Here is a 24,970-nt window from a genome sequence, read left to right on the forward strand (position 1 = left end):
AATGCTGTGAGAGCCGGCCTGTTGGCGATTGCACTTGCTGGTCAGCGCGATGCCAGTGTCTGCCAGCCGCCGCCCAACGCTTTGTACAACGCAATGCTTGCCTGCAATCGTGACAATCTCAACTGCACATTCAGGTCCTGGGCGGCATAGAGCGTGCGTTGGGTTTCCAGTACCGTCAGCAAGTCCTCTGCGCCGGCCTGGTAGCGACTCTGGGCAATGTCGAATGCCGTTTGCGCTTGCCGCAGTTCCTCGCTTTGCCATTGCCGTTGCTCGTCGAGGCCGCGAATGCCGTTCAAGGCTTTTTCGACGTCGGCGAAGCCGTTGATGATTGCGCCGCGATAGTTCTGCAGCAGTTCATCCTGGCGTGCAGTGGCCTTGTCGCGCTCTGCGCCGAGGCGACCATTATTGAAGATTGGCCCGATCAATCCGGCAGTCAGGTTGTAGAACGGGCTGCGCAGAACGTCGCGGAACCGGTCGGCCCCCGAGCCGATATCGGCACTCAGAGTGACCTTGGGCAACATGGCGGCGCGAGCAACTTTGACGTCGGCTTCGGCAGCGGCCAACTGCGCTTCGGCGCGGGCGATGTCCGGGCGTCGGTTGAGCAGGTCGCTTGGCACGCCAGTGACGATTCCCGGCCATTGCAGTTGATCGAACGACTCTCGGTTCAGCGCAAGTTCCTGAACGGGGCGACCTAGCAGGACCGCGAGGCTGATCGAGGCGTCCCGGGCTTGTTGCTGAACCAGCGGCAATTGTCGTTGCTGGGCCGCTACCAGGCTTTTCTGCTGAGCCAGTTCCAGGGCGGTGGCCGAGCCAGAATCAAAACGCGTTTGCACCAGTTTCAAAACGCTTTGTGCGTTGGCCAGATTGAGTCCGGCAATACGGCTCTGCTCGCGCAACGACAAGGTTTGCGCATAGGTGTCGGCGACACTGCCGAACAAGGTCAGCTCCACTGTGGCACGGTCGAACTCACTGGCCTGCAAGGCAAATTGCGCACTGTCGCGCGACGCCTGTTTGCCACCCCAAAAGTCGATTTCGTAACTGGCATTCAGATTGGCGTCGAAGTAATCCACGGCCTTGTTACTACTGTCGGCGTCCAGTTGGCTGTAGCCATTGCCGCGTAACAGTTTCTGCCGATTGGCATTGAGCGTGGCCTGCACTTCCGGCAATTGAGAGCCGCCGGCGATCACGGTACCGGCCTGGGCCTGGCGTACCCGAGCCATGGCGGCTGCAAGGTCGAAACTGCCCATGCGGGCCTGTTCGATCAGCCGATCAAGCTCCTGGCTGCCGAACTGTTTCCACCATTGCGGATCAATGCGGTCCACGCTGGCGCCGTGGGGCGATTGCCAAGTGGCGGGCGGTTGCAACCCGCTGTCGGGACGCTGGACGGGACTGCCGCAGGCGCTGAGCAACAGGCACACGGTCAACAAACTGAGGCGCGGTTTCATAGATCGATCATTCACTGGTAAGGGCCGTGACCGGGTCGAGCCGGGCAGCTTTGCGGGCCGGCATGAAGCCGAAGACAACGCCGGTGACAAGGGCGCAGCCAAAAGCGCCGAGCACCGCCAGCAACGAGAAGGCGACGGCAACGTCGCTGAGGATCAGCACGCCACCGACGATCAGCGCCAGGGCAATCCCGGCGATCCCGCCGACCACCGAGAGCATCACCGCTTCGGTGAGGAACTGGCGCAGGATGTCGCGCTGGCGAGCGCCGGTGGCCATGCGAATACCGATCTCGCGGGTGCGTTCGCGCACGGTCATGAGCATGATGTTCATCACGCCGATACCGCCGACCAGCAGAGAAATCGCCGCAATCGAGCCAAGCATCAGTGACAGGGTGTTTTGAGTGCGCGCTTCGGCCTGGATCATGGCGGCGTTGTTGGTCAGTTCGAAATCCTTTTTGCCGTTGTGCAGGCGCAGCATCATGCGCTCGATTTCCCGTTCGGTTTCCTTGACCTTGCGTGCATCGGCGGCGGCGATGGCGACGTACTCCGGGTTGTACGTGCCAAACAGGCGCGTGCTGGCGGCGGAGTAGGGAATGGCGATGCGGTCGTCGCTGTCGGAGTCGCCGGAGCTGGAGCCTTTTTCCGCGAGAACCCCGACCACTTGAAAGGGCACGTTTTCAATCAGGATGTACTGTCCGACGGGGTTGGCGACGTCCTTGAGCAACTTGCTTCTGACTTTGTGGCCGATGACGGCTACCGCAGCGCCACTGGCTTCGTCGGCAGCGGTGAAGTAAGTGCCTTCAACCACTGGCCAATTGAAGATTTTCGGGAAATTGGTGTCGTTGCCGCCCACGTAGCTGTGGTGATCGAGGTTGCCGAAACGCACCACGGCTTCGGCGCCGTTGACGGGCATGATCTGTTTGATCAGCGGCAGGGTGGCGAGCACGGCGAGGTCGTCGAGGGTGATGATGCCCTGCGGTGCGCGTGGGTGCGGGGGGACGCCACCCAGGTAAATGATGTTCGAACCGAAAGCGCCCATCTGCGCCATGACCTGACGCTTGCTGCCTTCGCCGACCGCCAGCATCACCACCACCGAAGCTACGCCGATGATGATCCCGAGCAGGGTCAGCGCGGTGCGGAAGCGGTTGATCCACATCACCCGCCACGCGGCGTGCAGGGCGTCCACCAGTTCACCTTTCCAGGCACCGGAGGCTTGCGCGCCTTCGCTCAGGCGCTTGCGCAGATCGACGGCTTGCAGGGCGCCGGGGTTGGCCGTGGTCTGGGCGTCGGGGTTGTCTTGGGCGCTGTCACTGATGATCAGGCCGTCGCGGATTTCGATGATGCGCTTGGCCCGTGCCGCCACTTCGCGGTCATGGGTGATCAGGATCACTACGTGACCCTGGCTCGCCAGCTCGTCGAGCAGCGCCATGACTTCCTTGCCGCTGTGGCTGTCGAGGGCGCCGGTGGGTTCGTCGGCCAGAATGATGTGGCCGCCGTTCATCAGCGCCCGGGCGATCGATACCCGTTGCTGCTGGCCGCCGGACAACTGGTGCGGACGGTTGCCGGTGCGTGAAGCCAGGCCGAGGCGGTCGAGCAGGGCGGCGGCGCGGGCGTGGCGTTCGGCGGCGGGAGTGCCGGCGTAGATCGCCGGCATCTCGACGTTTTCCTGGGCCGAGCCCGACGGAATCAGATGATAACCCTGGAACACGAAACCGAAGGCTTCGCGGCGCAGCCAGGCCAGTTCGTCGGTATCCAGACCGGCGACGTTTTCTCCGGCGAAGCGGTATTCGCCGGAGGTCGGCCGGTCGAGGCAGCCAAGGATGTTCATAAGCGTCGATTTACCGGAGCCGGAGGCGCCGACAATCGCCACGAATTCGCCGGCGTGGATCGACAGGTCGATCCCGCGCAGCACATGAACTTCGGGTGCGTCACCGCCACCGTAGGATTTGCGGATGTCCTGCAGGTCGATCAGAGGCGTTTGCATTTAACCCCCGCTGCCGTCAGCCGGGCCGATCAGCAGGTGATCACCTTCACTCAGGCCCTCGAGAATCTGCACCTTGAGCCGGTCGCTGATGCCGGTGTGCACCTCGCGGGACTGGATCCTGCCATTGGCAGCGACCACCTGCGCAGTCTGCAGATTGGCTTTGTCACTGCCTTGCAGTGCGGCGACCGGTGCGGTGAGGACGTCTTTTGCCTGGCTGGCAACGAAGAACAACTGAGTGGTCATCTCCGCCATCAAAGCATTGTCGGCGTTATCGACATCCAGCAGCACGGTGTAAAGCACCACGCGGGCGCTGCCGCTTTTGCTGGTACTGGCGGGGCTGCCGCCGCCCTGGCTGGTCTGGTCCAGCGGCTTGGGCGGCACCGGCAGGATTTGCCGCACGGTGCTGCTCCAGCGTCGCTGGCCGCCACTGAGGGTGGTGAAATAGGCGGTCATGCCGGGTTTGACGTGGCCGATATCGGCTTCGGAAACTTCGGCCCACACCGTCATCGGCGACAGCTTGGCGATGCGCAGGATCAGTGGTGTCTGCTGTTGCGCGTTGAGGGTCTGGCCTTCACGGGCGTCAAGGGCGACCACGGTGCCGGCCATCGGCGCGTAGATGCGGGTGTAGCCGAGTTCGGCCTGATCGCTGCGCAGACTGGCTTCGGCCTGGCGGATCTGTGCCTGGAACATGTCGATGCGCGCCTGGGTGGCTTTCAGTTCGGCGCGGGCGGTCTGCACGTCTTCTTCACGGGTCGCGCCGCCGGCGGCCAGATTCTGCTGACGCTGGTATTTCTGCTGCGCCAGTTCGTGTTGAGCCTTTTGCTCCTGCAGTTGGGCCTTAAGGTTTTCGATGGAAAAACGTCCGGCGTCGAGTTTGGCTTTCTGGGTCGAAGGGTCGATCTCTACCAGCAACTGACCCTCCTTGACCATGTCGCCGACTTCCACATGGATCTTCTGGATCTGCCCCGACGCCTGGGCGCCGACGTCCACATAGCGCCGTGGTTGCAGGGTGCCGAGCGCGGTGACGCTGCTTTCGATATCGCCACGGGTCACTTGCACCGTGGCGAATCTGTCCCGCCCGGGAGGCAGGATCTGCCAGGCGGCGTAGGCGACAACAGGGATCAGACAAAGGACTACGAGCAGGGCGCGTCGGGCGGGGCGGGGACGTTTCATGCAGGGTTCCGGCCAGTGGAAATCGGCCCGTCGTTCAGCCGGGTGCGCAGGATCAGGCATCGTTGAACGCTGCCGCAGGGCGCGGCAGACACGGGGAGCTGTCCTGTTAACGATAAAAGCGGAAGGGAATTTAAGCGGTGACACAGGTTGTTACAGCAATCCCGAGGTATAGCCGAACACTATTTGTCGGGCAACGACAAACACCACTTTAAATCTATATGAGAATTACTATAAATTACGCGCCTCAAGTTGCCACCATCTTGCTACTGCCTCGCACGGCTCAGCAGAACGGTGTGCTCAAGGACAGAACCCGCACTCAGGCGCCCGGGAGTCATGTTGGAAAACTACTATCGCGAGCTGGTGTGTTTCCTGAACGCCAGGCTCGGCAACCGACAGGTGGCCGAAGATGTGGTGCATGACGCCTATGTGCGGGTACTGGAGCGCTCCAGCGATACGCCGATCGAACAGCCCCGGGCCTTTCTTTATCGCACCGCGCTGAATCTGGTGATCGACGACCATCGGCGCAACGCCCTGCGTCAGGTCGAATCCCTGGAAGTGCTCGACAACGAAGAGCGCTATTTCACTCCGTCACCCCACAGCACCCTCGACCATGGCCAGCGCCTGGACATGTTGCAGCGTGCACTGGCCGAGCTTGCGCCGCTGTGTCGTGACAGTTTTCTGCTGCGCAAGATCGAAGGGATGTCGCATCCCGAGATCGCAGAACGCCTCGGCATTTCCAGGGCGCTGGTGGAAAAGCACATCGTCAACGCCATGAAGCATTGCCGCCTGCGCATCAAGCAATGGGATGCCCATTGAGCCGTCGTCGTTAAATTTTATTTCACTGTCCTCGTTCCTACTCAACAGACGACCTGCTGTCCTGCTCAGGGCCGGCCGGTCACCCAAGCTCTTCCTCCGCGCTGTTCGGGGGTTCATCCAGAGGACACTGGAAATGACACAGGCAATTGCATCGCCCATCGTTCACGACCTGATCGGCGTCGGTTTCGGCCCTTCGAACCTGGCGCTGGCCATCGCTCTGCAGGAGCGAGCCCCGACCCTGGGCGAGCTGGATGTGCTGTTTCTCGACAAGCAACCGACCTACAGCTGGCACGGCAACACCCTCTCGACCCAGAGCGAGCTGCAGATTTCCTTCCTCAAGGATCTGGTGACCCTGCGCAACCCGACCAGCCCGTATTCGTTCGTCAATTACCTCAAGCACCACGGTCGTCTGGTGGACTTCATCAACCTAGGCACCTTCTACCCGTGCCGCATGGAGTACAACGACTACCTGCGCTGGGTCGCCGCGCAGTTCACCGAACAGAGCCGTTATGGCGAAGAGGTGCTGACCATCGAGCCGGTGCTGCACAACCATCAGGTCGAAGCGCTGCGGGTCATTTCCCGTGGTGCGGACGGCCAGCAATTTGTCCGTACCGCGCGTTCTGTAGTGGTCAGCGCCGGTGGCACGCCGCGCATTCCTGAGGCGTTCAAGGGACTCAAGGGCGATGCCCGGGTGTTCCACCACTCGCAATACCTGGCCGAGATGGCCAAACAACCTTGCGTCAACAATCAGCCGATGAGCATCGCGATCATCGGCGGCGGTCAGAGTGCGGCGGAAGCCTTCATCGATCTGAACGATTCGTTCCCGTCGGTGCAGGTCGACATGATCCTGCGCGGTTCGGCGCTGAAACCGGCGGACGACAGCCCGTTCGTCAACGAAGTGTTCTCGCCGGAATTCACCGACCTGATCTTCCAGCAGAAGAGCAGCGAGCGTGAACGTCTGGTCAACGAATACCACAACACCAACTACTCGGTGGTCGATATCGACCTGATCGAGCGCATCTACGGCATCTTCTACCGCCAGAAAGTCTCGGGCGTGGCACGCCATGCGTTCCGCACTCTGACCACCGTCGAGAAAGCCACCGCTACCGAGCGCGGCATCGAACTGGCGGTGCGCAACAACGCCACCGGCGAAGTCACCGTGCGTGTCTACGACGCCGTGGTGCTGGCCACCGGTTACGAGCGTCAGATGCACCGCAAACTGCTGGCGCCGCTGGAAGAGTACCTGGGCGACTTCGAGGTTGACCGCAACTACAAACTGATCACCGACGAGCGCTGCAAGGCCGGTCTGTACATGCAGGGCTTCTGCCAGGCCAGCCATGGTTTGAGCGATACGCTGTTGTCGATCCTGCCGATCCGCGCGGACGAAATCGCCGGCTCGCTGTATGAGCATGGCAAGAACCGTGGGCACAGCCGTTCGGTGATGGATTTGTTGCTGGCAACTGCCAGCTGATGACTTCCTGACGACTCCCGCGCCGGGCGCGGGAGTCGTTTCGAGGCCAATCCTGAACCCTTCCTGAATGACCTCCACATCCCCCAACCTCATTCCTTTTACGGGTTTACTCTCCAGGCATCGGGGCGTAAGCTTCGCGCGTTTTCATCAATAGCGGAGACCCACAGTGGGTACTTGTTCGAGTGACAGTTGTCGGCCGGTCCTTGTAACCGGCAGATTCTCGGCAAGATAACGCGCATTCCTTTGTGCCGTTGTCTCGCCGAACAGCGAGCAGCGGCATCCCGATCATGGTCAGCTGAGACCATGTCCCGACGTCCTTCTCATCGACGCTGAAAAGAGCGTGGTTTCGACTTCATTGTCGCAATCGCAGCCCTATCGACACGCCTGTCTTTTTTGACTGGCGCGCCAACCCTTGCCGTGCCGAATTTTCGGTGCAAGAGGGCTGGACGTACCTGCTTGACGGTTTCCCGGCTGACCATAGGGGCAACAGCCATGAAACTTACGCTCAAGGAATTTTTCGCAGGCTTCCTGCGGACCCGTCACATCGCCCGGCACTTCCGTCGTCTGGCTGTGCTGGAAAGTCTTCGCGACACCACGGTCAGCCGTGAAGTGCCGCCCACCCTGGCCAATACGTTGGTGGACGCCGCCCATTGCGACAGCGGCGTGCTGCTGTCGAACCTCGGCACCCACACTGACGGCCTCACCGATTTCGAAGTCGATGTGCTGCGTGCACAGCATGGCCTCAACGAAGTCGAGCACGAGCAACCGCTGCCGTGGTGGACCCACCTGTGGCACTGCTACAAAAACCCGTTCAACCTGCTGCTGACCCTGTTGGCGGTGATCTCGTGGCTGACCGATGACCTGAAAGCCGCCACGGTGATCTTCTCCATGGTGGTGCTCTCGACCCTGCTGCGCTTCTGGCAGGAAAGCAAATCCAACCAGGCGGCCGATGCGCTCAAGGCGATGGTCAGCAACACCGCCACGGTGCTGCGCCGGGATGCGCCGCGCACTGAACTGCCGATCAAGCAACTGGTGCCGGGGGATCTGATCGTGCTCTCGGCCGGCGACATGATTCCCGCCGATTGCCGGGTGCTCAGCGCCAAGGATCTGTTCGTCAGCCAGGCGGCGATGACCGGCGAATCGATGCCGGTGGAGAAATTCCCCCGCCAGGCGGATCGCGACACGCGCAACCCGCTGGAGCTGGACAACATCCTGTTCATGGGCACCAACGTAGTGTCCGGGACAGCGGTGGCGGTGATTCTCACCACCGGCAACAGCACCTATTTCGGTGCACTGGCGCTGCGGGTCGGGGCAACCGATCGGGCGGTGACTTCGTTCCAGCAAGGGGTGAACAAAGTCAGCTGGCTGTTGATCCGTTTCATGTTCGTCATGGCGCCGCTGGTGTTGTTCATCAACGGTTTCACTAAGGGCGACTGGACCGAAGCGCTGCTGTTCGCACTGTCGATCGCCGTGGGCCTGACCCCGGAAATGCTGCCGATGATCGTCACCTCGACCCTGGCCAAGGGCGCGGTGTTCCTGTCGCGCAAGAAGGTCATCGTCAAACGCCTGGATGCGATCCAGAACTTCGGCGCCATGGACGTGCTGTGCACCGACAAGACCGGCACGTTGACCCAGGACAAGATCTTCCTGGCGCGTAACGTCGACGTCTGGGGCGAGGACTCCGACGACGTGCTGGAAATGGCCTATCTGAACAGCTACTACCAGACCGGCCTGAAAAACCTGCTCGACGTGGCGGTACTGGAACACGTGGAAGTCCACCGTGAACTGAAGGTCGGCACGGCGTTTCGCAAGGTCGACGAGATCCCGTTCGATTTCAATCGCCGGCGCATGTCGGTGGTGGTCGAAGGGCACGGCCAACCGCATCAGCTGATCTGCAAGGGCGCGGTAGAAGAAGTGTTGTCGGTGTGCACCCGGGTTCGTCACGGTGAAGTCGACGAAGCCTTGAGCGATGAATTGCTGGCGAGAATTCGTCAGGTAACAGCAGCATTCCACGCTGAAGGCTTGCGCGTGGTAGCGGTGGCGGCACGGTCGATGCCGGAAGGGCGCGACACTTACAGCCTGGGCGACGAGCAGGAACTGACGCTGATCGGTTACGTGGCATTCCTCGATCCACCGAAGGAAAGCACCGCGCCGGCGCTCAAGGCCCTGGCCGAACACGGCGTGGCGGTAAAAGTGCTGACCGGCGACAACGAACTTGTGACTGCCAAGATCTGCCGCGAAGTAGGCCTGGCACAGCAAGGCCTGTTGATGGGCAACGACATCGAGCGCATGAGTGACGCGGAGCTGGCCAAGGCAGTGGAGACCACCAACGTGTTCGCCAAGCTGACGCCGACCCACAAGGAGCGCATCGTGCGCATCCTCAAGGGCAACGGTCATGTGGTCGGGTTCATGGGCGACGGCATCAACGACGCGCCGGCGCTGCGCACCGCAGACATCGGTATTTCCGTGGACAGCGCGGTGGACATCGCCAAGGAAGCGGCCGACATCATCCTGCTGGAAAAGAGCCTGATGGTGCTGGAAGAGGGCGTGCTGGAAGGGCGCCGGACCTTCGCCAACATGCTCAAGTACATCAAGATGACCGCCAGCTCGAACTTCGGCAATGTGTTCTCGGTATTGGTGGCCAGTGCGTTCATTCCGTTCCTGCCGATGCTGCCGATGCACCTGCTGGTGCAGAACCTGCTGTATGACATTTCGCAGATCGCGATCCCGTTCGACAACGTCGACGACGAAATGCTGAAACAGCCGCAACGCTGGCAGCCGGGGGACGTCGGGCGCTTCATGCTGTTCTTCGGCCCGATCAGTTCGATCTTTGACATCACAACGTTCGCCTTGATGTGGTACGTGTTCGATGCCAACACCTCGGATCACCAGACCCTGTTTCAGTCCGGCTGGTTTGTGGTGGGATTGCTGACCCAGACGCTGATCGTGCACATGATCCGCACGCCGAAGATTCCGTTCCTGCAGAGCCGCGCGGCCATGCCGCTGCTGGTGATGACCGGAATCATCATGGCCGTGGGCATTTTCCTGCCGATGGGGCCGCTGGCGCACTACTTCAAACTGCAGGCGCTGCCGTCGATGTACTTCGTGTTCCTGCCGGTGATCCTGCTGGCGTACATGGCACTGACTCAGGCCGTGAAAGGCTTCTACATCCGCCGTTTCGGCTGGCAGTAACAGGAATGATTCCCCCCTTGTGGGAGCAAGGGGGGCGGTTTCAAGGAGTTCAACATGCAAGCCATCAACAACATCAACCTCGATTCGCTGCTCGATACCCTGGTCAGCCTCAGCGCGGCGTTCATTCTCGGCGGCCTGATCGGCTTCGAACGTCAGTACCGGCAGCGTACGGCGGGCTTGCGCACCAACGTGCTGGTGGCGGTCGGCGCGGCGATTTTCGTCGACATGGCCAACCGGCTCGGCGGAGCCGAAGGCGCGGTGCGGGTGGTCGCCTACGTGGTGTCCGGGATCGGCTTTCTCGGCGCCGGTGTGATCATGCGCGAAGAGGGCAACGTGCGCGGGCTCAATACCGCCGCCACACTCTGGACCTCGGCGGCGGTCGGCGCCTGTGCTGGTGCCGACCTGTTGGCCGAAGCCGTGCTCGGCACCTTGTTCGTGCTCGCTGCAAATACCTTGCTGCGGCCGATCGTCAACAACATCAACCGCCAGCCGCTGGATGTGGTTTCGGCGGAAGTCACCAACATCGTTTACGTCATCGCCCGACGCTCGCAGCAGACCGCGGTGTTCGCCTTGCTTGAGGCCGAGCTCGAACGCAGCAACTACCCGGCCAGTGACGTCGATGTTCACGCTTTCGGTGCCGATGAAATCGAGATCGAAGCCACGCTCGCAACGACATCGGTGGACGGCGATGAACTGGACGCACTGGTCAAGCGGATTTCAACGTCGAACCTGGTGGTGCAGGCGTTCTGGAGCCCGAGTACCACGGAGTAACCTGGCGAACGCCCATCGTCCGGCAATGGCATGGGTGGCCGTCAATCCGGATGAGTGACGGTTATTTTCGGAATAGTCCTACAGAGCATGCCTCGATGCTTGGGTAGTCTTGCCGCCACTTGAAGCGACTGGCGGGACTTCCACGATGGCCGACAAAACCTTGCGTATTTTGATCGCCGACACCCGGCACTTTCACCGGATGAAGATCGAGCGGATGTTCAATGCCCTCGATTACTACCGCATTGCACCGGTGCAGAATTTCACCGAACTGCTGTCACTGATCGATTACGGCTGCGAGCCGTTCGATGTATTGGTGACCGATTCTCAACTGGCAGGTGGAATGCCGGATCTGCACGGATTCCTGTTCGATCTGGCGCAGGTCCGGCATTCACTGGTCTACGGCGAAGCGCTGAACTCATCGGAGGTTCCCGGATATTTTCGGCCAAAGATCACCACCTGCAACGCCGCGCTGCCCTCAATGAGCGCCATCACACAGTTGATGGCGTCGGTCGAGGGTGCCCGTGAGCGCTCATCGCATGTTTGCCCGGCAAAATCCCTTGCGTGATGGCACGCCAAATCACAGATCGGCCGATGGCGCAACTGTCAGGTCTGACAGGTGTTTCGCCAGGTGTTCCGTGTAACAGTCGTAGCGCAGCTACCAGTCGTCCCGTTCATGCAGGATCGGTGGCGTCATCGTCATGTATTCGCCCGGGAGTGATCATGGATTCAGCATTGATCGTCGACGATCACCCGGTGGTCGTCGGTGCCGTCAGAATGGTTCTGGAGTCACTGGGCTATAAACCGATTCATGTCGCTTCGAGTGGCGTCGACGTCGTGCCGATGATCCGTGCCCACGCGCCGACGTTGATCGTGCTCGATTTGAAGCTCAAGGGCATGGGCGGTCTTGAAGTGCTGGACCGGATCAACGCCCTCGGGATGATCTGCAAAATCGTGATTTTTTCATCGGCCGACCCGAACAGCTACCTGGTGCGTTGCCGACGTGCAGGTGCAATGGCTTTTGTGGCCAAGTCTGCCGAGTTGCAGCAGTTGCAGAGCGCGATCAAGGCTGTCCGTTCGGGATACAGCTATTTCCAGGAATTGCCTGAAGTCAACGCAGGGCAATCCAATGTGCACGGTGACGAGCGACAGCAGATCGAAGGATTGTCCAATCGCGAGTTACACATTCTCGTGCAATTGGCGCATGGCAAGCCCAACAAGGACATCGCCCAGGAGATGAACCTGAGCCACAAAACCATCAGTACCTACAAGACTCGCCTGATGCTCAAGCTCGGGGTCAGCTCACTGGTGGTGTTGCGCGAGTTCGCCAGACGCAACCATCTGCTCTGAGAGGCTGCCCGATGATGAGGCCGCTGCGATGCATACTTCTGATGATTTTCCTTTTGGCAACAGCGGTGCAGGCATCCGGGGCTGCGCAAAAGCTGGAAATCATCTCTCGCACCCGGCTGGAGGGCGTGCAGGTTCGTCTCGACGAGCAGGATCGCCAGTGGATCCGGGAACACCCGGTATTGCGCATCGGCGCCTCCGGGCCGGACTATCCTCCCTTTGAATTGACCCGCAACAAGCATGAACTCGAAGGCCTCACGGCCGAATACGCAGACGCGATCGCACAGGTGCTGAATGTCCGGATCGAGGTCTGGTGCTACCCCGACCGCGAAACCGCCATGGCCGCGCTCAAGTCCGGCGACCTGGACTTGCTGGGCACCTCGAACAATTATGAAATTGCCGATCCGGAGCTGATGCTGTCTCGCGCCTACGCCGAGGATCAGCCGATGTGGGTGACCCGGCTCGACGAACCGTTGCCCGATGATCTGGCAGGCAAGCGCATCGCCATGGTGGATGACTACCTGCCGGCTTCGACTATCCAGAAGGCTTACCCGCAAGCCACTTTGCAGCGTTATCGCTCGATTCTCGATGCCCTCGGCGCCGTGGCATTCGGGCGGGATGATCTGTACCTTGGCGATTTCATCAGTGCCAGCTATCTGATCAACATAAACTTCCACAACGACCTGCAACTGGCCGGCCCTTCGGGCCTCGACGCCAACCCCTTCGCCTTTGCCCTGACTCGCAGCAATACCCGTTTGAAGAGTCTGGTCGACAAGGCCTTGCTGGCCATTCCCATGGAGCAGCGCCTGGCCATGGAACTGCGCTGGAGTGCCGGGCGTGCGGACATGTCGGGACAAGCACGGGTGAGGCTCAGCAGCAGTGAGCAGGCGTGGCTCGACCGGCATCCTAGCGTACGTGTCGGTGCGATAGAGGATTTTGCCCCACTGACGTTCTTTGATGCCGAGGGAAAAGTGCAGGGGCTTGCGGCGCAGTTGTTGAGCCTGATCAGTCAGCGCAGCGGCCTGAAGTTCGAGATCGTTCGGGGGCAGTCACTGGACCGACAGATCGAACAATTGAAGGCCGGGGAACTTGATCTGCTGCCCGTGGTGACACCCAGCAGCGAGCGTGAACTCGAAATGCGTTTTTCCCGAGCCTATCTGAACAATCCGTTCGTGCTGGTCAGCGGGGTATCGGCGTCGAGTGTGAGAACCCTGGATGACATGGCCGGCAAACGGCTGGCGATCTATCGCGGTCACCCGTTGCGCGATTATCTGCTGGAGCGATTACCACAGCTCAGACTGGTTGAAGTACCAAGCCCGGCAGCCGGGATGGAAGCGATTGTCAGCGGGCAGGCCGATGCCACACTGAGCTCGTTGATGGTGGCGCGCTATCTGATTTCCCGTCAGTACCGGGGGCGAACCCGGATAGTCGGTACGGTAGGGGATCAACCTGCCCGGATTGCATTGGCCACCGCACCGGATGCAGTGGTGCTGCATTCGATTCTGAACAAGGCCTTGTTGAGCATTGCCCCCAAGGAGGTCGATGAGCTGGTCGAGCGCTGGGGCCGTGACGCGGTTGCCGATGACAGTTACTGGCAGCGCCATCGACGGGAGATCCTGCTTGGATTCGCCGGTGCGTCCGGGCTGTTGCTGCTGGCGCTGGGCTGGATCGCCTTTCAGCGTCGGCAGATTCGCCAGCGCCAGCAATGGCTGCTTCAACTGCAGGAAGCCAAGGACGCGGCGGATGAAGCCAACCGGGCCAAGAGCACCTTTCTGGCAGTCATGAGTCACGAAATCCGTACGCCGATGAATGCCCTGCTGGGCATGCTGGAACTGGCGCTCAAACATGCCGATGAAGGCGTGACCGACCGTGGGGCCATCCAGGTGGCGTCCACGGCGGGGCAGCAACTGCTGGCATTGATCGGCGATATTCTCGATATCGCACGCATCGAATCCGGTCATCTGTCGCTGACTCCCGAACGCGTCAATCTGCGTGAGTCGGTGTTATCGGCGTGTCGAATTTTCGAAGGACTGGCGCGCCAGAAGCAGTTGTCGTGGCATGTCGAACTGGATGAGCGCAGCAATGTCGAGGTGATGCTCGACGCCCTGCGTTTCAAGCAGGTGCTCTCGAACCTGTTGAGCAACGCGATCAAATTCACTGAGGCCGGCGCCGTGAGCCTGCGATTGCGAGTGTTCGCCGAGGCGGACGGGCTGCTGGAAGTCGGAATTGTCATTGAGGACAGCGGCCGGGGTATCAGCGCCGAAGATCAGCAACGCTTGTTCAGCCCGTTTGTGCAGGTCGGCAATCAGCCGTTGTCGGCCCGCAGCGGTTCCGGTCTGGGACTGGTGATCAGCCGCAGCCTGTGTCGGATGATGGGCGGCGACCTGTGGATGACCAGTGAACCCGGACGAGGTACGCAAGTCATGCTGCGCCTGGAACTGCCCGTGCTGGAGTCGCCCGCTCAGGAGGACGTTGCGGCGCCGAAGGTGACGGCGGCAAGGCCGCTGGACGTTCTGGTGGTGGACGACCATCCGGTGAATCGTCTGTTGCTGTGTCGGCAGTTGGGCGAGCTCGGGCATCGCTTTGTCGACATCGATAGTGGTGAACAGGCGCTGGATCTGTGGCACGGTCAAACTTTCGATGCACTGATCACCGACATCAACTTGCCCGGGCTCAACGGTTATGACCTGGCGCGAGCGATTCGCGAAGAAGAGACGGCGGCGAGCAGGACGCCTTGTCTGATTCTGGGGTATACCGCCAATGCACAGATGGAGGAGAAACAGCGATGCCTCGCAGCCGGAATGGACGACTGTCTGTTCAAACCGGTTTTGCTGCGGGAACTGAACCTGGCGCTGATGACCGCAGAACCCGACGAAGTAAAGGTCGCAGGAGCGGAGGAGCAGGTATTGCCCGGTTTCGATCTGAGTTCGCTGTTGCAATTGGCGGGTGCGGACAACCCGCTTATCGGACAGTTGCGTGAGGAGGTATTGAGCAGTCTGCGCAGCGATCTGGAACGTCTGGAAGAATCAGGGCGGGAAGGTGATCGTGCAGGTCTGAAGGATCTTGCGCATCACATTACAGGCGGGGCGCATGTGATTGGTGCCGAGCGCGTGGTTTCGGCATGCCGGGTACTTGAACAGGCGTGCAGGGACGAAGAGCCTGAGGACGCATTGAACGTTGCAATCGAATTGCTGCGCGTGGCCATGCACGACCTCGCGCAGCAACTTCAGGCTTGAGCGGTCAGTCCAACTATGGTGCGATGCCTTGGGGGCTGGTCAGACGATGGCCGCGCTCCAGTGTGGAAATCAGCGCCATATCGGCATCGCTCAAAGTCAGCGCGGTGGCGCCGAGGTTGCTTTGCAGGTTGGCGCGCTTGGTCGACGATGGAATCACCGCGTAACCCGATTGCATCGCCCATGCCAGAGTGACTTGCGCCGGTGTGGCTTGCAGACGCTCGGCAATCTGCACCACCAGCGGATCCTTCAGCACTTCGCCATAGGCCAGGGTCATGTAGGAAGTGATCTGGATGCCCTGACTCTGGGAAAATTCCACAACCTTGCGGTTTTGCAGGTACGGGTGCAATTCGATCTGGTTGGTGGCGATGTTGTCTGCGCCAACCGCTGCGATGGCTTGTTTCATCAAGTCGATGGTGAAGTTGGACACACCGATCTGCCGGGTCAGGCCCAGGCGTTTGGCTTCCAGCAGGGCGCCCATGAACTCTTCCACCGGCACCTGATCTTCCGGCGACGGCCAGTGGATCAGCGTCAGGTCGAGGTAGTCGGTCTGCAGTTTTTGCAGGCTTTCCTTGAGGCTCTCGATCAGACGGTCTTTGGCGAAGTTGGCGATCCAGATCTTGCTGGTGATGAACAATTCGTCGCGAGGGGTGCCGCTGGCGGCGATGGCCTGGCCGACCTCGGCTTCGTTCTCGTAGATTTGCGCGGTGTCGATGACCCGGTAACCGAGCTCGAGGGCGGTGCTCACCGAATCGATGACTACCTGACCTTGCAGGCGAAACGTACCAAGACCGAAAGCGGGAACAGACATGCAGGACTCCAGGGTTGCAGTGGGAATGGACGGGAGTATCCGCTGCTGCTTCCTTGAGAAAAACCGCTGTCGGGGCAAAGTACTGTTGACTGAAAGTCACGAATCGCTGCGATGGGGTATCGTTCCATCAGTGGAACGATGAGGACGGTTTTGGCTGACTAGTGCTAAATACGTGGCGAATTTATGATCAGTCCATGATCAACCTCAATTCGGAGCCCACCATGAAAAACCTCATCGATATCTACACCAGCCCTCGCGGCCACTGGGTCGGCGATGGGTTTCCGGTTCGCACACTGTTTTCCTACGACAACCTGGGCAGGCACATCAGCCCGTTCCTGCTGCTCGATCACGCAGGTCCTGCGCATTTCACCCCGACCAGTGAACGACGTGGCGTGGGTCAACACCCGCACCGTGGTTTCGAAACCGTGACTATCGTTTATGACGGCGAAGTGGAGCACCGCGATTCCACGGGCAGCGGTGGCAAGATCGGGCCCGGCGACGTGCAGTGGATGACGGCTGCTTCCGGAATCCTGCACGAGGAGTTTCATTCCGCAGATTTCGCCGGAACGGGTGGCAACCTGGAAATGGTGCAGTTGTGGGTCAACCTGCCGGCCAAAGACAAAATGGCTGAACCGGGTTACCAGACGATTCTCGACAGCGATATCCCAAACGTCGTACTCCGGGACGGTGCCGGCAACCTGCGACTGATCGCGGGTGAGTTCGACGGTCACAAGGGGCCATCCCGGACCTTCACGCCCATCGATGTCTGGGATCTGCGCCTCAATGCCGGCAAGTTGCTGACGCTGGAGCTGCACGAAGGCCGCAACACTGCGCTGGTGGTGCTGCGTGGCTCGGTCCGGATCAACGGCGAGGAGTCGGCGGGCGTTGGGCAACTGGCGTTGTTTGAGCGTGAGGGTGACCGCCTGACGCTTGAGGCCAGCGAGGACGCGATGGTGTTGCTGCTCAGTGGCGAGCCGATCGATGAACCGATCGTCGGTCACGGTCCGTTCGTGATGAATACCGAGCAGGAAATTCATCAGGCATTCGTTGATTTCCAGTCTGGCCGGTTTGGACGGATGCCCGCGTAGATCGACATTGTGGGAGCCAGTTTGCTGGCTCCCACAGCTTTTTTTGAGACGGCATTCAATCGCCCTTATCCCGCCAAATCAATTGCTCCTACACTAAGCCCAATCTGTGCGATCTTCTCGCGATTGACCTCTGTCGGAGTTGTTTGATGCTGTCACTGCTGACTGAACATCCGTTGTTCTGCGCGTTGATCCTGATCCTGCTCGACCTGGGCCTGTGGCGCCTGATCAGTTCCCATGGCAGCGAATGGAAGCTGCTGGTGCGGGTGCTGATTTTCAGCCTGTTCAGCGTGCTGCTGTTCAACGAAGGTCTCAATCCGATGGAGCCGGCGCCCTGGGCCGACAACGTGCCGCTGCATCTGGCGGCGACCGGGTTGCAGATCGGTTGGTGGCTGTTTGGAGCGCGCACGCTGACGGTGTTGATCGGCGCGGTGATGATGCAGCGAGTCGGCCACACCGGACGACTGTTGCAGGATCTGCTCGGCGCGGTGATTTTCCTGATTGCCATCATTGCGGCGCTGGCCTATGTGCTGGACCTGCCCGTCAAGGGCGTGCTGGCCACGTCCGGAGCACTGGCGATCATCGTCGGTCTGGCGTTGCAGAGCACCCTGAGCGATGTGTTTTCCGGGATCGTCCTGAACACCACCAAGCCCTATCAACTCGATGACTGGATTTCCATCGACGGCACGGAAGGGCGGGTCACCGACATCGATTGGCGCGCCACGCGCCTGCAAACCTCCCAGGGCAGCATGGCGGTGATTCCCAACTCGCTGGCGGCCAAGGCGAAGATCATCAACTTCAGCCGCCCGAGCAACATGTTCGGTGTTGCCGTCAGTGTGCAGGTCAGTCCCCATGCGCGGCCGAACTCGGTGATCGACGCCCTGGAGCGGGCGATGCAGGGCTGTCGCCCGTTGCTGGACAACCCGGCGCCGAGCGTCGCGCTGAAGAGTTCCAGCAGTGCCGGTGCGGAATATGAAATCAGTGGTTTCGTGGCGTCGATGAGCGAGAAGCGTGCGGTGCGCAATCAGTTGTTTGATCTGGCTTTTCGGCATCTGCAAGCGTCCGGAGTCAATCTGCTGTCGAGTGATGAACCCGCTGCGCCGGCCCATCTCTCACGGCCACGGGCGCTGCTCGACAGTTCGCCGATCTTCTCCACCCTGCGTCAGGAAGAAAAGGAAACCTTCAGCCAGAACATGGCCCTGCAAACCTTCCGCGCCGGCGAGATCATTCTGGCGGGCGGTGAGGTCAGTGACCATCTGTTCATCATCGAGTCCGGCGTGGTTTCGGTGACGTTGAACCGGCACGGCGTACCGTTCGAATCAGGACGAATGGGGCCGGGAGAAGTGATCGGCGAGGCCGGGATCCTTTCCGATACCTCGTTGCCGGCCGACTTTTCCGCCAAGACGTTCTGCGCCCTGTACCGCATCGAGAAGTCGTATCTCAAGCCTTGCCTGGATGCCCGTCATGACATCAATGATGCAATGAAGGCGCTGCTCGATTTCCGCCTGCTCAAGGCGCAGGCGCTGACTCAGGAAACGCCGGTAGCCGTGCCGAAAAGAGGCTTCCTGCAATGGCTGCGCCATCGCGCCTGAGCCGGATCAGCGGCGTTCGTATCCGGCGAGTTTCTGTTCGAGGTTCTGGCGCACCTGCGGCCATTCGTCATCGATGATGCTGAAGCGCACGGAGTTGCGCTTGCGGCCGTCGGGCATGATCCGCTCGTGTCGCACGATGCCTTCCTGCTGTGCACCCAGGCGCAGGATCGCATTGCGTGACTTCTGATTGTTTTCATCGGTGGTGAACTGCACGCGCACGCAATCGAGCACTTCGAAGGCGTGGCGCAGCATCAGGTATTTGGCTTCGGTGTTGACGAAGGTTTTCTGGAAGCGCGCCGAGATCCAGCTGCTGCCGATCTCCAGTTTGCGATTGAGCGGATCTATCTTCCAGAAACGGGTCGAGCCGATCACCTCGCCGGTCTCCTTCAACACAATTGCAAACGGCATGACCGTGCCGGCCTCGCGCCCGTCGAGGGCCTTTTTCAGATAGCTGTCGACAGTGCTCGCCGACGGCACCACGGTGACGGTGAGATTCCACAGCTCGCCGTCTGCGGCGGCGTGGAGCAGGGCGTCGGCATCGGAATATTGCAGGGGGCGCAGGACGATGCCCTGGCCTTGCAGTGTGATGTGCATCGGGTGTGGCTCTCGGTAGTTCGGGCGAGGGCTTATTACGCCGCATCGGGCAGCGTCGTTGCAACCGCCGGTTCAGGCCCCAAGGCCGATTGGTGAAATCAATTGTCGATTCAATGCCCGGATCCCGTATACATGGCGACCATCGGCGGAACGATCCGCGTCTCCATGCATAAGGACCGAGCAATGAGCGAGCCACGCCTGACGAATCTGAAACAATATCTGCAACGGTTGGGGTTCGACACGCCGCCGGCACCGACCCTTGAGACCCTGCGTCTGCTGCAGTTGCGTCATACCGGCGCCTTTCCCTTCGAGAATCTGTCGACGCTCAGCGGCGAACCTGTACTGATCGATCTGCCGTCAATCCAGCGCAAGGTTCTGGAGGATGCCCGTGGCGGTTACTGCTACGAACTCAACAATCTGTTTCTGGCCTTGTTGCTGGAGCTGGGGTTCGATGCGCGGGGCATCAGCGGGCGTGTGGTCATGAATCAGACCGAAGGCAGCTGGACGGCGCGCACTCATCGCTTGAGCCTGGTGACCCTCGACGGCGTGCGCTACATCACCGATGTCGGTTTTGGCGGCATGGTGCCGACCGCGCCGCTGATGCTGGATACCGAAGCCGAGCAATCCACGCCGCACGAGCCGTATCGCATCGAATTGCAAGCCGATGGCTACATGCTGCGGGCCAGGGTCGCCGGCGAATGGCGGCCGATGTACCTGTTCGACCTGCAACGCCAGGAAGACATCGATTACACCCTTGGCAACTGGTACGTCTCGACCCATCCGGATTCACCGTTCGCCCAGCGCCTGATGGTCGCGCGTACGGGCGACGGCTGGCGTCGCACGTTGAACAACGGCAGTTTTGCGATCCACCGCATCGGTGCCGAGAGCGAGCGGCGCGAAGTGACGGATGTCGATGAGCTCATCGAACTGCTGGAACGGGAGTTCGGCCTGCGCTTGCCGCACCACCCTGGTGCGCGTCTGGCACTGGCGCGCTTGATTCAGCCGGCCTGAAACCTACGGTTTGGCATCCGGCTCCAGCACCCGCCGGATTTCGTTCACGGCCGCCGACAGTTTTTTCTCAAGGCTCTTGAGGTCGGTGGCGGTGATGCCTTTCTTGAATTGACCGATGGAATGCTCGAGTTCATCGGCATCGCCACGGCTGTTAAGCAGTGCGTGGCGCAGAGTGTTGTTGATCACCGTTTGGTAACCAAATCCTTCGTCTTCGGCGACCTTGCGTGCAGCCTCGATGACCGCGTCGTCGAGCATGATGGTGATGCGGGTCTTGCCCTTGTTGGAGGTGATGGCGCCGCGTTTACCTTGGCTGAAATCGTACTCATCCTTCATTGATCAAGTCTCCGGAAAGTATTGGCGTCGCTCGCTGGGTGTTGCGCTGCGCGCGGAAATGATTCGAACAATATTCGGCTCCCGATAGCTGTAAACAACGACCAGCAAACGTCCCTTGGCGTCTGTGCCGAGTGTGATCCAGCGTTGTTCGTCATGGTCGTTGTCTTCAATGGTCAGTGCTCGTTCGTCGTAGAAGACCGGTTCGGCCTCGGCGAGGCTGATCCCTCTGTGCTTGAGTTTGTTGGCAGCATTCTTGCTTTTATCGAACTGAATCTTGAATGACTTCATTATGCATACTTTATATGTATAAAAAAGAGCGCGGCCGCACCGTCGGTCGCCATGAACACTTCAGCCTAGGTCGATAAAACGTGGGGTCAGTTAACGATGTGTTGCCGGATTTGTGGGGGATGGAAGCAGCGGGATAGAAGGTTGGGTGGCTACCTATCCATAATGTGACCGATAAGTTGTATACAACTCTATGGACATTTGTCACGAGTATTGAATACAGTGTGCGCATAACAAAAACCAGGGAACCCCCCACCATGAAAACGCCCCATGTTTCACACCAACGGCCCGAGGACGAAAACCTCGGGGTCGGCGCGAATATGGCTTACGGCCTGCAACATGTTCTGACCATGTATGGCGGTATCGTCGCGGTGCCGCTGATCATCGGTCAGGCTGCCGGATTGTCGCCGGCGGACATTGGTCTGTTGATTGCTGCTTCATTGTTTGCGGGGGGGCTGGCCACGTTGCTGCAAACCCTGGGTCTACCGTTTTTCGGATGTCAGTTGCCGCTGGTGCAGGGCGTGTCGTTCTCCGGTGTTGCCACGATGGTGGCGATTGTCAGCAGTGGCGGGGAGGGTGGCTTTCAATCGGTGCTCGGGGCGGTGATTGCCGCGTCGTTGATCGGTTTGCTGATCACGCCGGTGTTCTCGCGCATCACCAAGTTCTTTCCACCGCTGGTTACCGGCATCGTGATCACCACCATCGGCCTGACGCTGATGCCGGTGGCCGCACGCTGGGCCATGGGTGGCAACAGTCATGCTCCGGACTTCGGCAGCATGCAGAACATCGGTCTGGCGGCGGTCACGCTGGTGCTGGTGCTGCTGCTGAGCAAGGTCGGCAGCTCCACCATCTCGCGTCTGTCGATCCTGTTGGCCATGGTGATCGGCACGGTGCTGGCGGTGTTCCTTGGCATGGCGGATTTCTCCGGTGTCACCCAGGGCCCGATGTTTGGTTTCCCGACACCGTTCCATTTCGGCATGCCGACCTTCCACTTTGCTGCGATTCTGTCGATGTGCATCGTGGTCATGGTGACCCTGGTGGAAACTTCGGCGGACATCCTGGCGGTCGGTGAAATCATCGGTACCAAGGTCGACTCCAAGCGCCTGGGTAATGGTTTGCGGGCGGACATGCTGTCGAGCATGTTTGCGCCGATCTTCGGCTCGTTCACCCAGAGCGCCTTTGCCCAGAACGTCGGGCTGGTGGCGGTGACCGGAATCAAGAGCCGTTATGTGGTGGCGACCGGCGGTATCTTCCTGGTGATTCTCGGCCTGCTGCCGTTCATGGGCCGGGTCATCGCAGCAGTGCCGACTTCGGTACTCGGCGGCGCTGGCATCGTGCTGTTCGGCACCGTGGCGGCGAGCGGCATCCGCACGCTGTCCAAGGTCGATTACCGCAACAACGTCAACCTGATCATCGTTGCGACCTCAATTGGTTTCGGCATGATCCCGATTGCCGCGCCGAACTTCTACGATCACTTCCCGAGCTGGTTCGCGACCATTTTCCATTCGGGCATCAGTTCGTCGGCGATCATGGCGATCCTGCTGAATCTGGCGTTCAACCACTTCACGGCGGGCAACTCGGATCAGCAGTCGGTGTTCGCGGCGGCAGAAGAGCGGACCCTGCGTTATCGGGATCTGGCGGCGCTGCGCGAGGGCGACTACTTCAGCGACGGTAAGCTGCATGACTGTGATGGCAATGAAGTGCCGGTGATCGATCCGGATTCGGATCACGGACATGGCGCACCGAAGGTGCATGCCAAGAGCAGCGAGCACGTCTGACTGCTGTTTCTGAAAAAGAAAAGGGCCGATCAGTTGAGAAACTGATCGGCCCTTTTTATGGCACGCATTTTTTCAACGCCCACAAAAAAGCCCCTGAATCTTTCGATTCAGGGGCTCTGTATTTGGCTCCACAACCTGGACTCGAACCAGGGACCCAGTGATTAACAGTCACTTGCTCTACCAACTGAGCTATTGCGGAATTGGTGCGTATGTTACTGATTTAAAAAGACTAGTCAAGCTTTGCCGGATATTTTTTTGCTGAACGGTTTTCAGCCGCCGAATGTGAAGGTGCCCATCAGCAGTTTGGCGTACAACGCCGTGGCCGCCAGTTGCACCAGCCAAAGGGCCAGGCCACCGAGAAACACGCCGGCCGCCACTTGCAGTACCAGGCTCTTTTCGCGTTTGCCCGAGGTGCGGGGCGGATAGTAGTCCAGCTCATCGCGGTCGGCTCGCAGGTCATCGTTTTTCATGTCGGCTCTCTGAAATATCGTTTGTGTGCAGTCTAGAGGGTGTCGCGGCTTTTCTTCAGACAAATAAAAACGGGAAGCCCGAAAGCTTCCCGTTTTCAGTGCTGCGCCGGATCAGATGACCTGAACGATCGCGTCCGTCACGACTTCGATGTTGCTCTGGTTCAGCGCGGCGACGCAGATGCGGCCGGTGTCCAGGGCGTAGATGCCGAACTCGTTGCGCAGGCGGTGAACCTGCTCGGTGGTCAGGCCGGAGTAGGAGAACATGCCACGCTGACGACCGACGAAGCTGAAGTCACGCTGTGGAGCTTTCTTCGCCAGCAGAGCAACCATCTGCTCGCGCATGCCGCGAATGCGCAGGCGCATTTCAGCCAGTTCGGCCTCCCACTGGGCGCGCAGTTCCGGGCTGTTCAACACAGCGGCGACAACGCTTGCACCGTGAGTCGGCGGGTTGGAGTAGTTGGTGCGGATCACGCGCTTGACCTGCGACAGAACGCGGGCGCTTTCTTCTTTCGATTCGCTGACGATCGACAGCGCACCAACGCGCTCGCCGTACAGCGAGAACGACTTGGAGAACGAGCTCGACACAAAGAAGGTCAGGCCGGACTCGGCGAACAGACGCACGGCAGCGGCGTCTTCGGCGATGCCGTCACCGAAACCCTGGTAAGCCATGTCGAGGAACGGCACGTGACCTTTGGCCTTGACCGCTTCCAACACGTTGTTCCAGTCCGCCGGACTCAGGTCGACGCCGGTCGGGTTGTGGCAGCAAGCGTGCAGCACGATGATCGAGCCGTTCGGCAGGGCGTTGAGGTCTTCCAGCAGGCCGGCACGGTTCACGTCGTGGGTGGCAGCGTCGTAGTAGCGGTAGTTCTGCACCGGGAAACCGGCGGTTTCGAACAGCGCGCGGTGGTTTTCCCAGCTCGGGTCGCTGATCGCCACAACGGCGTTCGGCAGCAGTTGCTTGAGGAAGTCGGCACCGATTTTCAATGCGCCGGTCCCGCCGACGGCCTGAGTGGTGACCACGCGGCCAGCGGCCAGCAATGGCGAATCATTGCCGAACAGCAGCTTTTGCACGGCCTGGTCGTAAGCAGCGATGCCGTCGATCGGCAGGTAGCCACGGGAGGCGTGCTGAGCGGCGCGAATGGTTTCGGCTTCGATAACGGCGCGCAGGAGTGGAATTCGCCCCTCTTCGTTGCAGTACACACCCACCCCGAGGTTGACCTTATTGGTCCGGGTATCGGCGTTGAATGCTTCGTTGAGGCCCAGGATTGGATCGCGGGGTGCCATTTCGACAGCGGAGAACAGGCTCATTTTTGCGGCAGCTCTAATGGAGAGTGGAGGGACGTGTGGCGCTCCAGCCGAATGCACTAGAGCGGTGCACAAACGGGGAGCTAGTATAGAGGCCATCATCGATCAATGGCGACAGGCGAATCGGGTTTTCAGGTAAGTTTTTCCGATTATTTCTCGACCGTTAGTCGAATGGACTTGTCGGAGACTTTACCGGATGTAGGACGTTTGCCTTGAAAGGCGAGGCAATCGGCTCCACATTCAGCACAATCTTCGTTTTTCCTTGCGCGACATCGGTCGT

Annotated in this window: 20 protein-coding genes and 1 tRNA gene; 11 read left to right on the forward strand and 10 right to left on the reverse strand. The window is 60.2% G+C overall.

The genetic code is table 11. From position 1 onward, the window contains the following. Positions 1–41: 41 nt before the first annotated feature. From ACKLNA_RS21310 to ACKLNA_RS21320, 3 genes are read right to left on the reverse strand one after another with little or no spacing between them, the layout of a single operon-like run. Positions 42–1,445 carry an efflux transporter outer membrane subunit gene (locus tag ACKLNA_RS21310; protein ID WP_408987002.1) on the reverse strand — a complete coding sequence of 468 codons (1,404 nt, stop codon included), beginning with the start codon at positions 1,443–1,445 and terminating at the stop codon, positions 42–44. Between the two features lie 7 nt (positions 1,446–1,452). Next, positions 1,453–3,426, reverse strand: coding sequence for a MacB family efflux pump subunit (locus tag ACKLNA_RS21315; protein WP_408987003.1), 1,974 nt, complete (start codon positions 3,424–3,426; stop codon positions 1,453–1,455). Then, positions 3,427–4,599: an efflux RND transporter periplasmic adaptor subunit gene (locus tag ACKLNA_RS21320; RefSeq protein WP_408987004.1), complete on the reverse strand. Its 1,173-nt coding sequence runs from the start codon at positions 4,597–4,599 to the stop codon at positions 3,427–3,429. Between the two features lie 333 nt (positions 4,600–4,932). On the opposite strand from ACKLNA_RS21320, the gene ACKLNA_RS21325 reads away from it, so the two are divergent. The 7 genes from ACKLNA_RS21325 (at position 4,933) to ACKLNA_RS21355 (ending at position 15,429) form a co-directional block, all read left to right on the forward strand. Next, a complete protein-coding gene (locus ACKLNA_RS21325; protein ID WP_408987005.1) occupies positions 4,933–5,415 on the forward strand; it encodes a sigma-70 family RNA polymerase sigma factor in 483 nt (160 codons plus the stop codon). A gap of 133 nt (positions 5,416–5,548) precedes the next feature. Next, positions 5,549–6,886, forward strand: coding sequence for a lysine N(6)-hydroxylase/L-ornithine N(5)-oxygenase family protein (locus ACKLNA_RS21330; protein ID WP_408987006.1), 1,338 nt, complete (start codon positions 5,549–5,551; stop codon positions 6,884–6,886). 492 nt (positions 6,887–7,378) lie between these two features. Next, positions 7,379–10,078, forward strand: coding sequence for a magnesium-translocating P-type ATPase (gene mgtA / locus ACKLNA_RS21335; RefSeq protein WP_408987007.1), 2,700 nt, complete (start codon positions 7,379–7,381; stop codon positions 10,076–10,078). Between the two features lie 54 nt (positions 10,079–10,132). Further along, positions 10,133–10,849, forward strand: a complete 717-nt coding sequence (locus ACKLNA_RS21340) for an MgtC/SapB family protein (protein WP_085711975.1) — start codon at positions 10,133–10,135, stop codon at positions 10,847–10,849. 145 nt (positions 10,850–10,994) lie between these two features. Beyond that, entirely contained in the window at positions 10,995–11,414 is a 420-nt protein-coding gene (locus ACKLNA_RS21345) for a chemotaxis protein CheY (RefSeq protein WP_408987008.1), read from the forward strand. Between the two features lie 155 nt (positions 11,415–11,569). Next, a complete protein-coding gene (locus ACKLNA_RS21350; RefSeq protein WP_408987009.1) occupies positions 11,570–12,196 on the forward strand; it encodes a response regulator in 627 nt (208 codons plus the stop codon). An 11-nt stretch (positions 12,197–12,207) separates the two neighbouring features. Beyond that, complete coding sequence (locus ACKLNA_RS21355) at positions 12,208–15,429, forward strand: ATP-binding protein (RefSeq protein ID WP_408987010.1); 3,222 nt, start codon at positions 12,208–12,210, stop codon at positions 15,427–15,429. A gap of 13 nt (positions 15,430–15,442) precedes the next feature. Here the strand turns inward: ACKLNA_RS21355 and dkgB are convergent, their stop codons facing one another. After that, on the reverse strand, positions 15,443–16,237 hold the full coding sequence (gene dkgB / locus ACKLNA_RS21360; RefSeq protein WP_408987011.1) for a 2,5-didehydrogluconate reductase DkgB: 795 nt from the start codon (positions 16,235–16,237) through the stop codon (positions 15,443–15,445). A 221-nt stretch (positions 16,238–16,458) separates the two neighbouring features. Between dkgB and ACKLNA_RS21365 the strand changes: the two genes are divergently transcribed. Beyond that, positions 16,459–17,325, forward strand: coding sequence for a pirin family protein (locus tag ACKLNA_RS21365; protein WP_408987012.1), 867 nt, complete (start codon positions 16,459–16,461; stop codon positions 17,323–17,325). A 146-nt stretch (positions 17,326–17,471) separates the two neighbouring features. After that, complete coding sequence (locus ACKLNA_RS21370; RefSeq protein WP_119427468.1) at positions 17,472–18,914, forward strand: mechanosensitive ion channel family protein; 1,443 nt, start codon at positions 17,472–17,474, stop codon at positions 18,912–18,914. Positions 18,915–18,920: 6 nt separating this feature from the next. Here ACKLNA_RS21370 and ACKLNA_RS21375 read toward each other — a convergent pair whose 3' ends face one another. Next, positions 18,921–19,508 carry a GNAT family N-acetyltransferase gene (locus tag ACKLNA_RS21375; RefSeq protein ID WP_408987013.1) on the reverse strand — a complete coding sequence of 196 codons (588 nt, stop codon included), beginning with the start codon at positions 19,506–19,508 and terminating at the stop codon, positions 18,921–18,923. 183 nt (positions 19,509–19,691) lie between these two features. Here ACKLNA_RS21375 and ACKLNA_RS21380 point away from each other — a divergent pair, with 183 nt between their 5' ends. Further along, positions 19,692–20,519: an arylamine N-acetyltransferase family protein gene (locus ACKLNA_RS21380; protein WP_408987014.1), complete on the forward strand. Its 828-nt coding sequence runs from the start codon at positions 19,692–19,694 to the stop codon at positions 20,517–20,519. A gap of 3 nt (positions 20,520–20,522) precedes the next feature. On the opposite strand, the gene ACKLNA_RS21385 is transcribed toward ACKLNA_RS21380, so the two are convergent. Both ACKLNA_RS21385 and ACKLNA_RS21390 read right to left on the reverse strand, forming a co-directional pair. Beyond that, positions 20,523–20,852, reverse strand: a complete 330-nt coding sequence (locus ACKLNA_RS21385; RefSeq protein WP_408987015.1) for a BrnA antitoxin family protein — start codon at positions 20,850–20,852, stop codon at positions 20,523–20,525. A gap of 3 nt (positions 20,853–20,855) precedes the next feature. Beyond that, positions 20,856–21,140 carry a BrnT family toxin gene (locus ACKLNA_RS21390; protein ID WP_408987016.1) on the reverse strand — a complete coding sequence of 95 codons (285 nt, stop codon included), beginning with the start codon at positions 21,138–21,140 and terminating at the stop codon, positions 20,856–20,858. 254 nt (positions 21,141–21,394) lie between these two features. Between ACKLNA_RS21390 and ACKLNA_RS21395 the strand changes: the two genes are divergently transcribed. After that, a complete protein-coding gene (locus ACKLNA_RS21395) occupies positions 21,395–22,915 on the forward strand; it encodes a nucleobase:cation symporter-2 family protein (RefSeq protein WP_408987017.1) in 1,521 nt (506 codons plus the stop codon). 123 nt (positions 22,916–23,038) lie between these two features. Here ACKLNA_RS21395 and ACKLNA_RS21400 read toward each other — a convergent pair. From ACKLNA_RS21400 to ACKLNA_RS21410, 3 genes are all read right to left on the reverse strand, one after another. Beyond that, positions 23,039–23,114: transfer RNA gene (locus tag ACKLNA_RS21400), tRNA-Asn, on the reverse strand. 70 nt (positions 23,115–23,184) lie between these two features. Further along, positions 23,185–23,385 carry a hypothetical protein gene (locus ACKLNA_RS21405; RefSeq protein ID WP_065257405.1) on the reverse strand — a complete coding sequence of 67 codons (201 nt, stop codon included), beginning with the start codon at positions 23,383–23,385 and terminating at the stop codon, positions 23,185–23,187. A 111-nt stretch (positions 23,386–23,496) separates the two neighbouring features. Next, positions 23,497–24,693, reverse strand: a complete 1,197-nt coding sequence (locus ACKLNA_RS21410) for an amino acid aminotransferase (RefSeq protein ID WP_085711985.1) — start codon at positions 24,691–24,693, stop codon at positions 23,497–23,499. Between the last annotated feature and the right edge of the window lie 277 nt (positions 24,694–24,970).

It is taken from the genome of Pseudomonas sp. UV AK001, assembly GCF_046097675.1.
Lineage (GTDB): Bacteria > Pseudomonadota > Gammaproteobacteria > Pseudomonadales > Pseudomonadaceae > Aquipseudomonas > Aquipseudomonas kribbensis.

Coding starts and splice junctions, on each gene's coding strand:
- ACKLNA_RS21310 (WP_408987002.1), bottom strand. CDS start 1,445: ATGAAACCGCGCCTCAGTTTGTTGACCGTGTGCCTGTTGCTCAGCGCC.
- ACKLNA_RS21315 (WP_408987003.1), bottom strand. CDS start 3,426: ATGCAAACGCCTCTGATCGACCTGCAGGACATCCGCAAATCCTACGGT.
- ACKLNA_RS21320 (WP_408987004.1), bottom strand. CDS start 4,599: ATGAAACGTCCCCGCCCCGCCCGACGCGCCCTGCTCGTAGTCCTTTGT.
- ACKLNA_RS21325 (WP_408987005.1), top strand. CDS start 4,933: ATGTTGGAAAACTACTATCGCGAGCTGGTGTGTTTCCTGAACGCCAGG.
- ACKLNA_RS21330 (WP_408987006.1), top strand. CDS start 5,549: ATGACACAGGCAATTGCATCGCCCATCGTTCACGACCTGATCGGCGTC.
- mgtA (WP_408987007.1), top strand. CDS start 7,379: ATGAAACTTACGCTCAAGGAATTTTTCGCAGGCTTCCTGCGGACCCGT.
- ACKLNA_RS21340 (WP_085711975.1), top strand. CDS start 10,133: ATGCAAGCCATCAACAACATCAACCTCGATTCGCTGCTCGATACCCTG.
- ACKLNA_RS21345 (WP_408987008.1), top strand. CDS start 10,995: ATGGCCGACAAAACCTTGCGTATTTTGATCGCCGACACCCGGCACTTT.
- ACKLNA_RS21350 (WP_408987009.1), top strand. CDS start 11,570: ATGGATTCAGCATTGATCGTCGACGATCACCCGGTGGTCGTCGGTGCC.
- ACKLNA_RS21355 (WP_408987010.1), top strand. CDS start 12,208: ATGATGAGGCCGCTGCGATGCATACTTCTGATGATTTTCCTTTTGGCA.
- dkgB (WP_408987011.1), bottom strand. CDS start 16,237: ATGTCTGTTCCCGCTTTCGGTCTTGGTACGTTTCGCCTGCAAGGTCAG.
- ACKLNA_RS21365 (WP_408987012.1), top strand. CDS start 16,459: ATGAAAAACCTCATCGATATCTACACCAGCCCTCGCGGCCACTGGGTC.
- ACKLNA_RS21370 (WP_119427468.1), top strand. CDS start 17,472: ATGCTGTCACTGCTGACTGAACATCCGTTGTTCTGCGCGTTGATCCTG.
- ACKLNA_RS21375 (WP_408987013.1), bottom strand. CDS start 19,508: ATGCACATCACACTGCAAGGCCAGGGCATCGTCCTGCGCCCCCTGCAA.
- ACKLNA_RS21380 (WP_408987014.1), top strand. CDS start 19,692: ATGAGCGAGCCACGCCTGACGAATCTGAAACAATATCTGCAACGGTTG.
- ACKLNA_RS21385 (WP_408987015.1), bottom strand. CDS start 20,852: ATGAAGGATGAGTACGATTTCAGCCAAGGTAAACGCGGCGCCATCACC.
- ACKLNA_RS21390 (WP_408987016.1), bottom strand. CDS start 21,140: ATGAAGTCATTCAAGATTCAGTTCGATAAAAGCAAGAATGCTGCCAAC.
- ACKLNA_RS21395 (WP_408987017.1), top strand. CDS start 21,395: ATGAAAACGCCCCATGTTTCACACCAACGGCCCGAGGACGAAAACCTC.
- ACKLNA_RS21405 (WP_065257405.1), bottom strand. CDS start 23,385: ATGAAAAACGATGACCTGCGAGCCGACCGCGATGAGCTGGACTACTAT.
- ACKLNA_RS21410 (WP_085711985.1), bottom strand. CDS start 24,693: ATGAGCCTGTTCTCCGCTGTCGAAATGGCACCCCGCGATCCAATCCTG.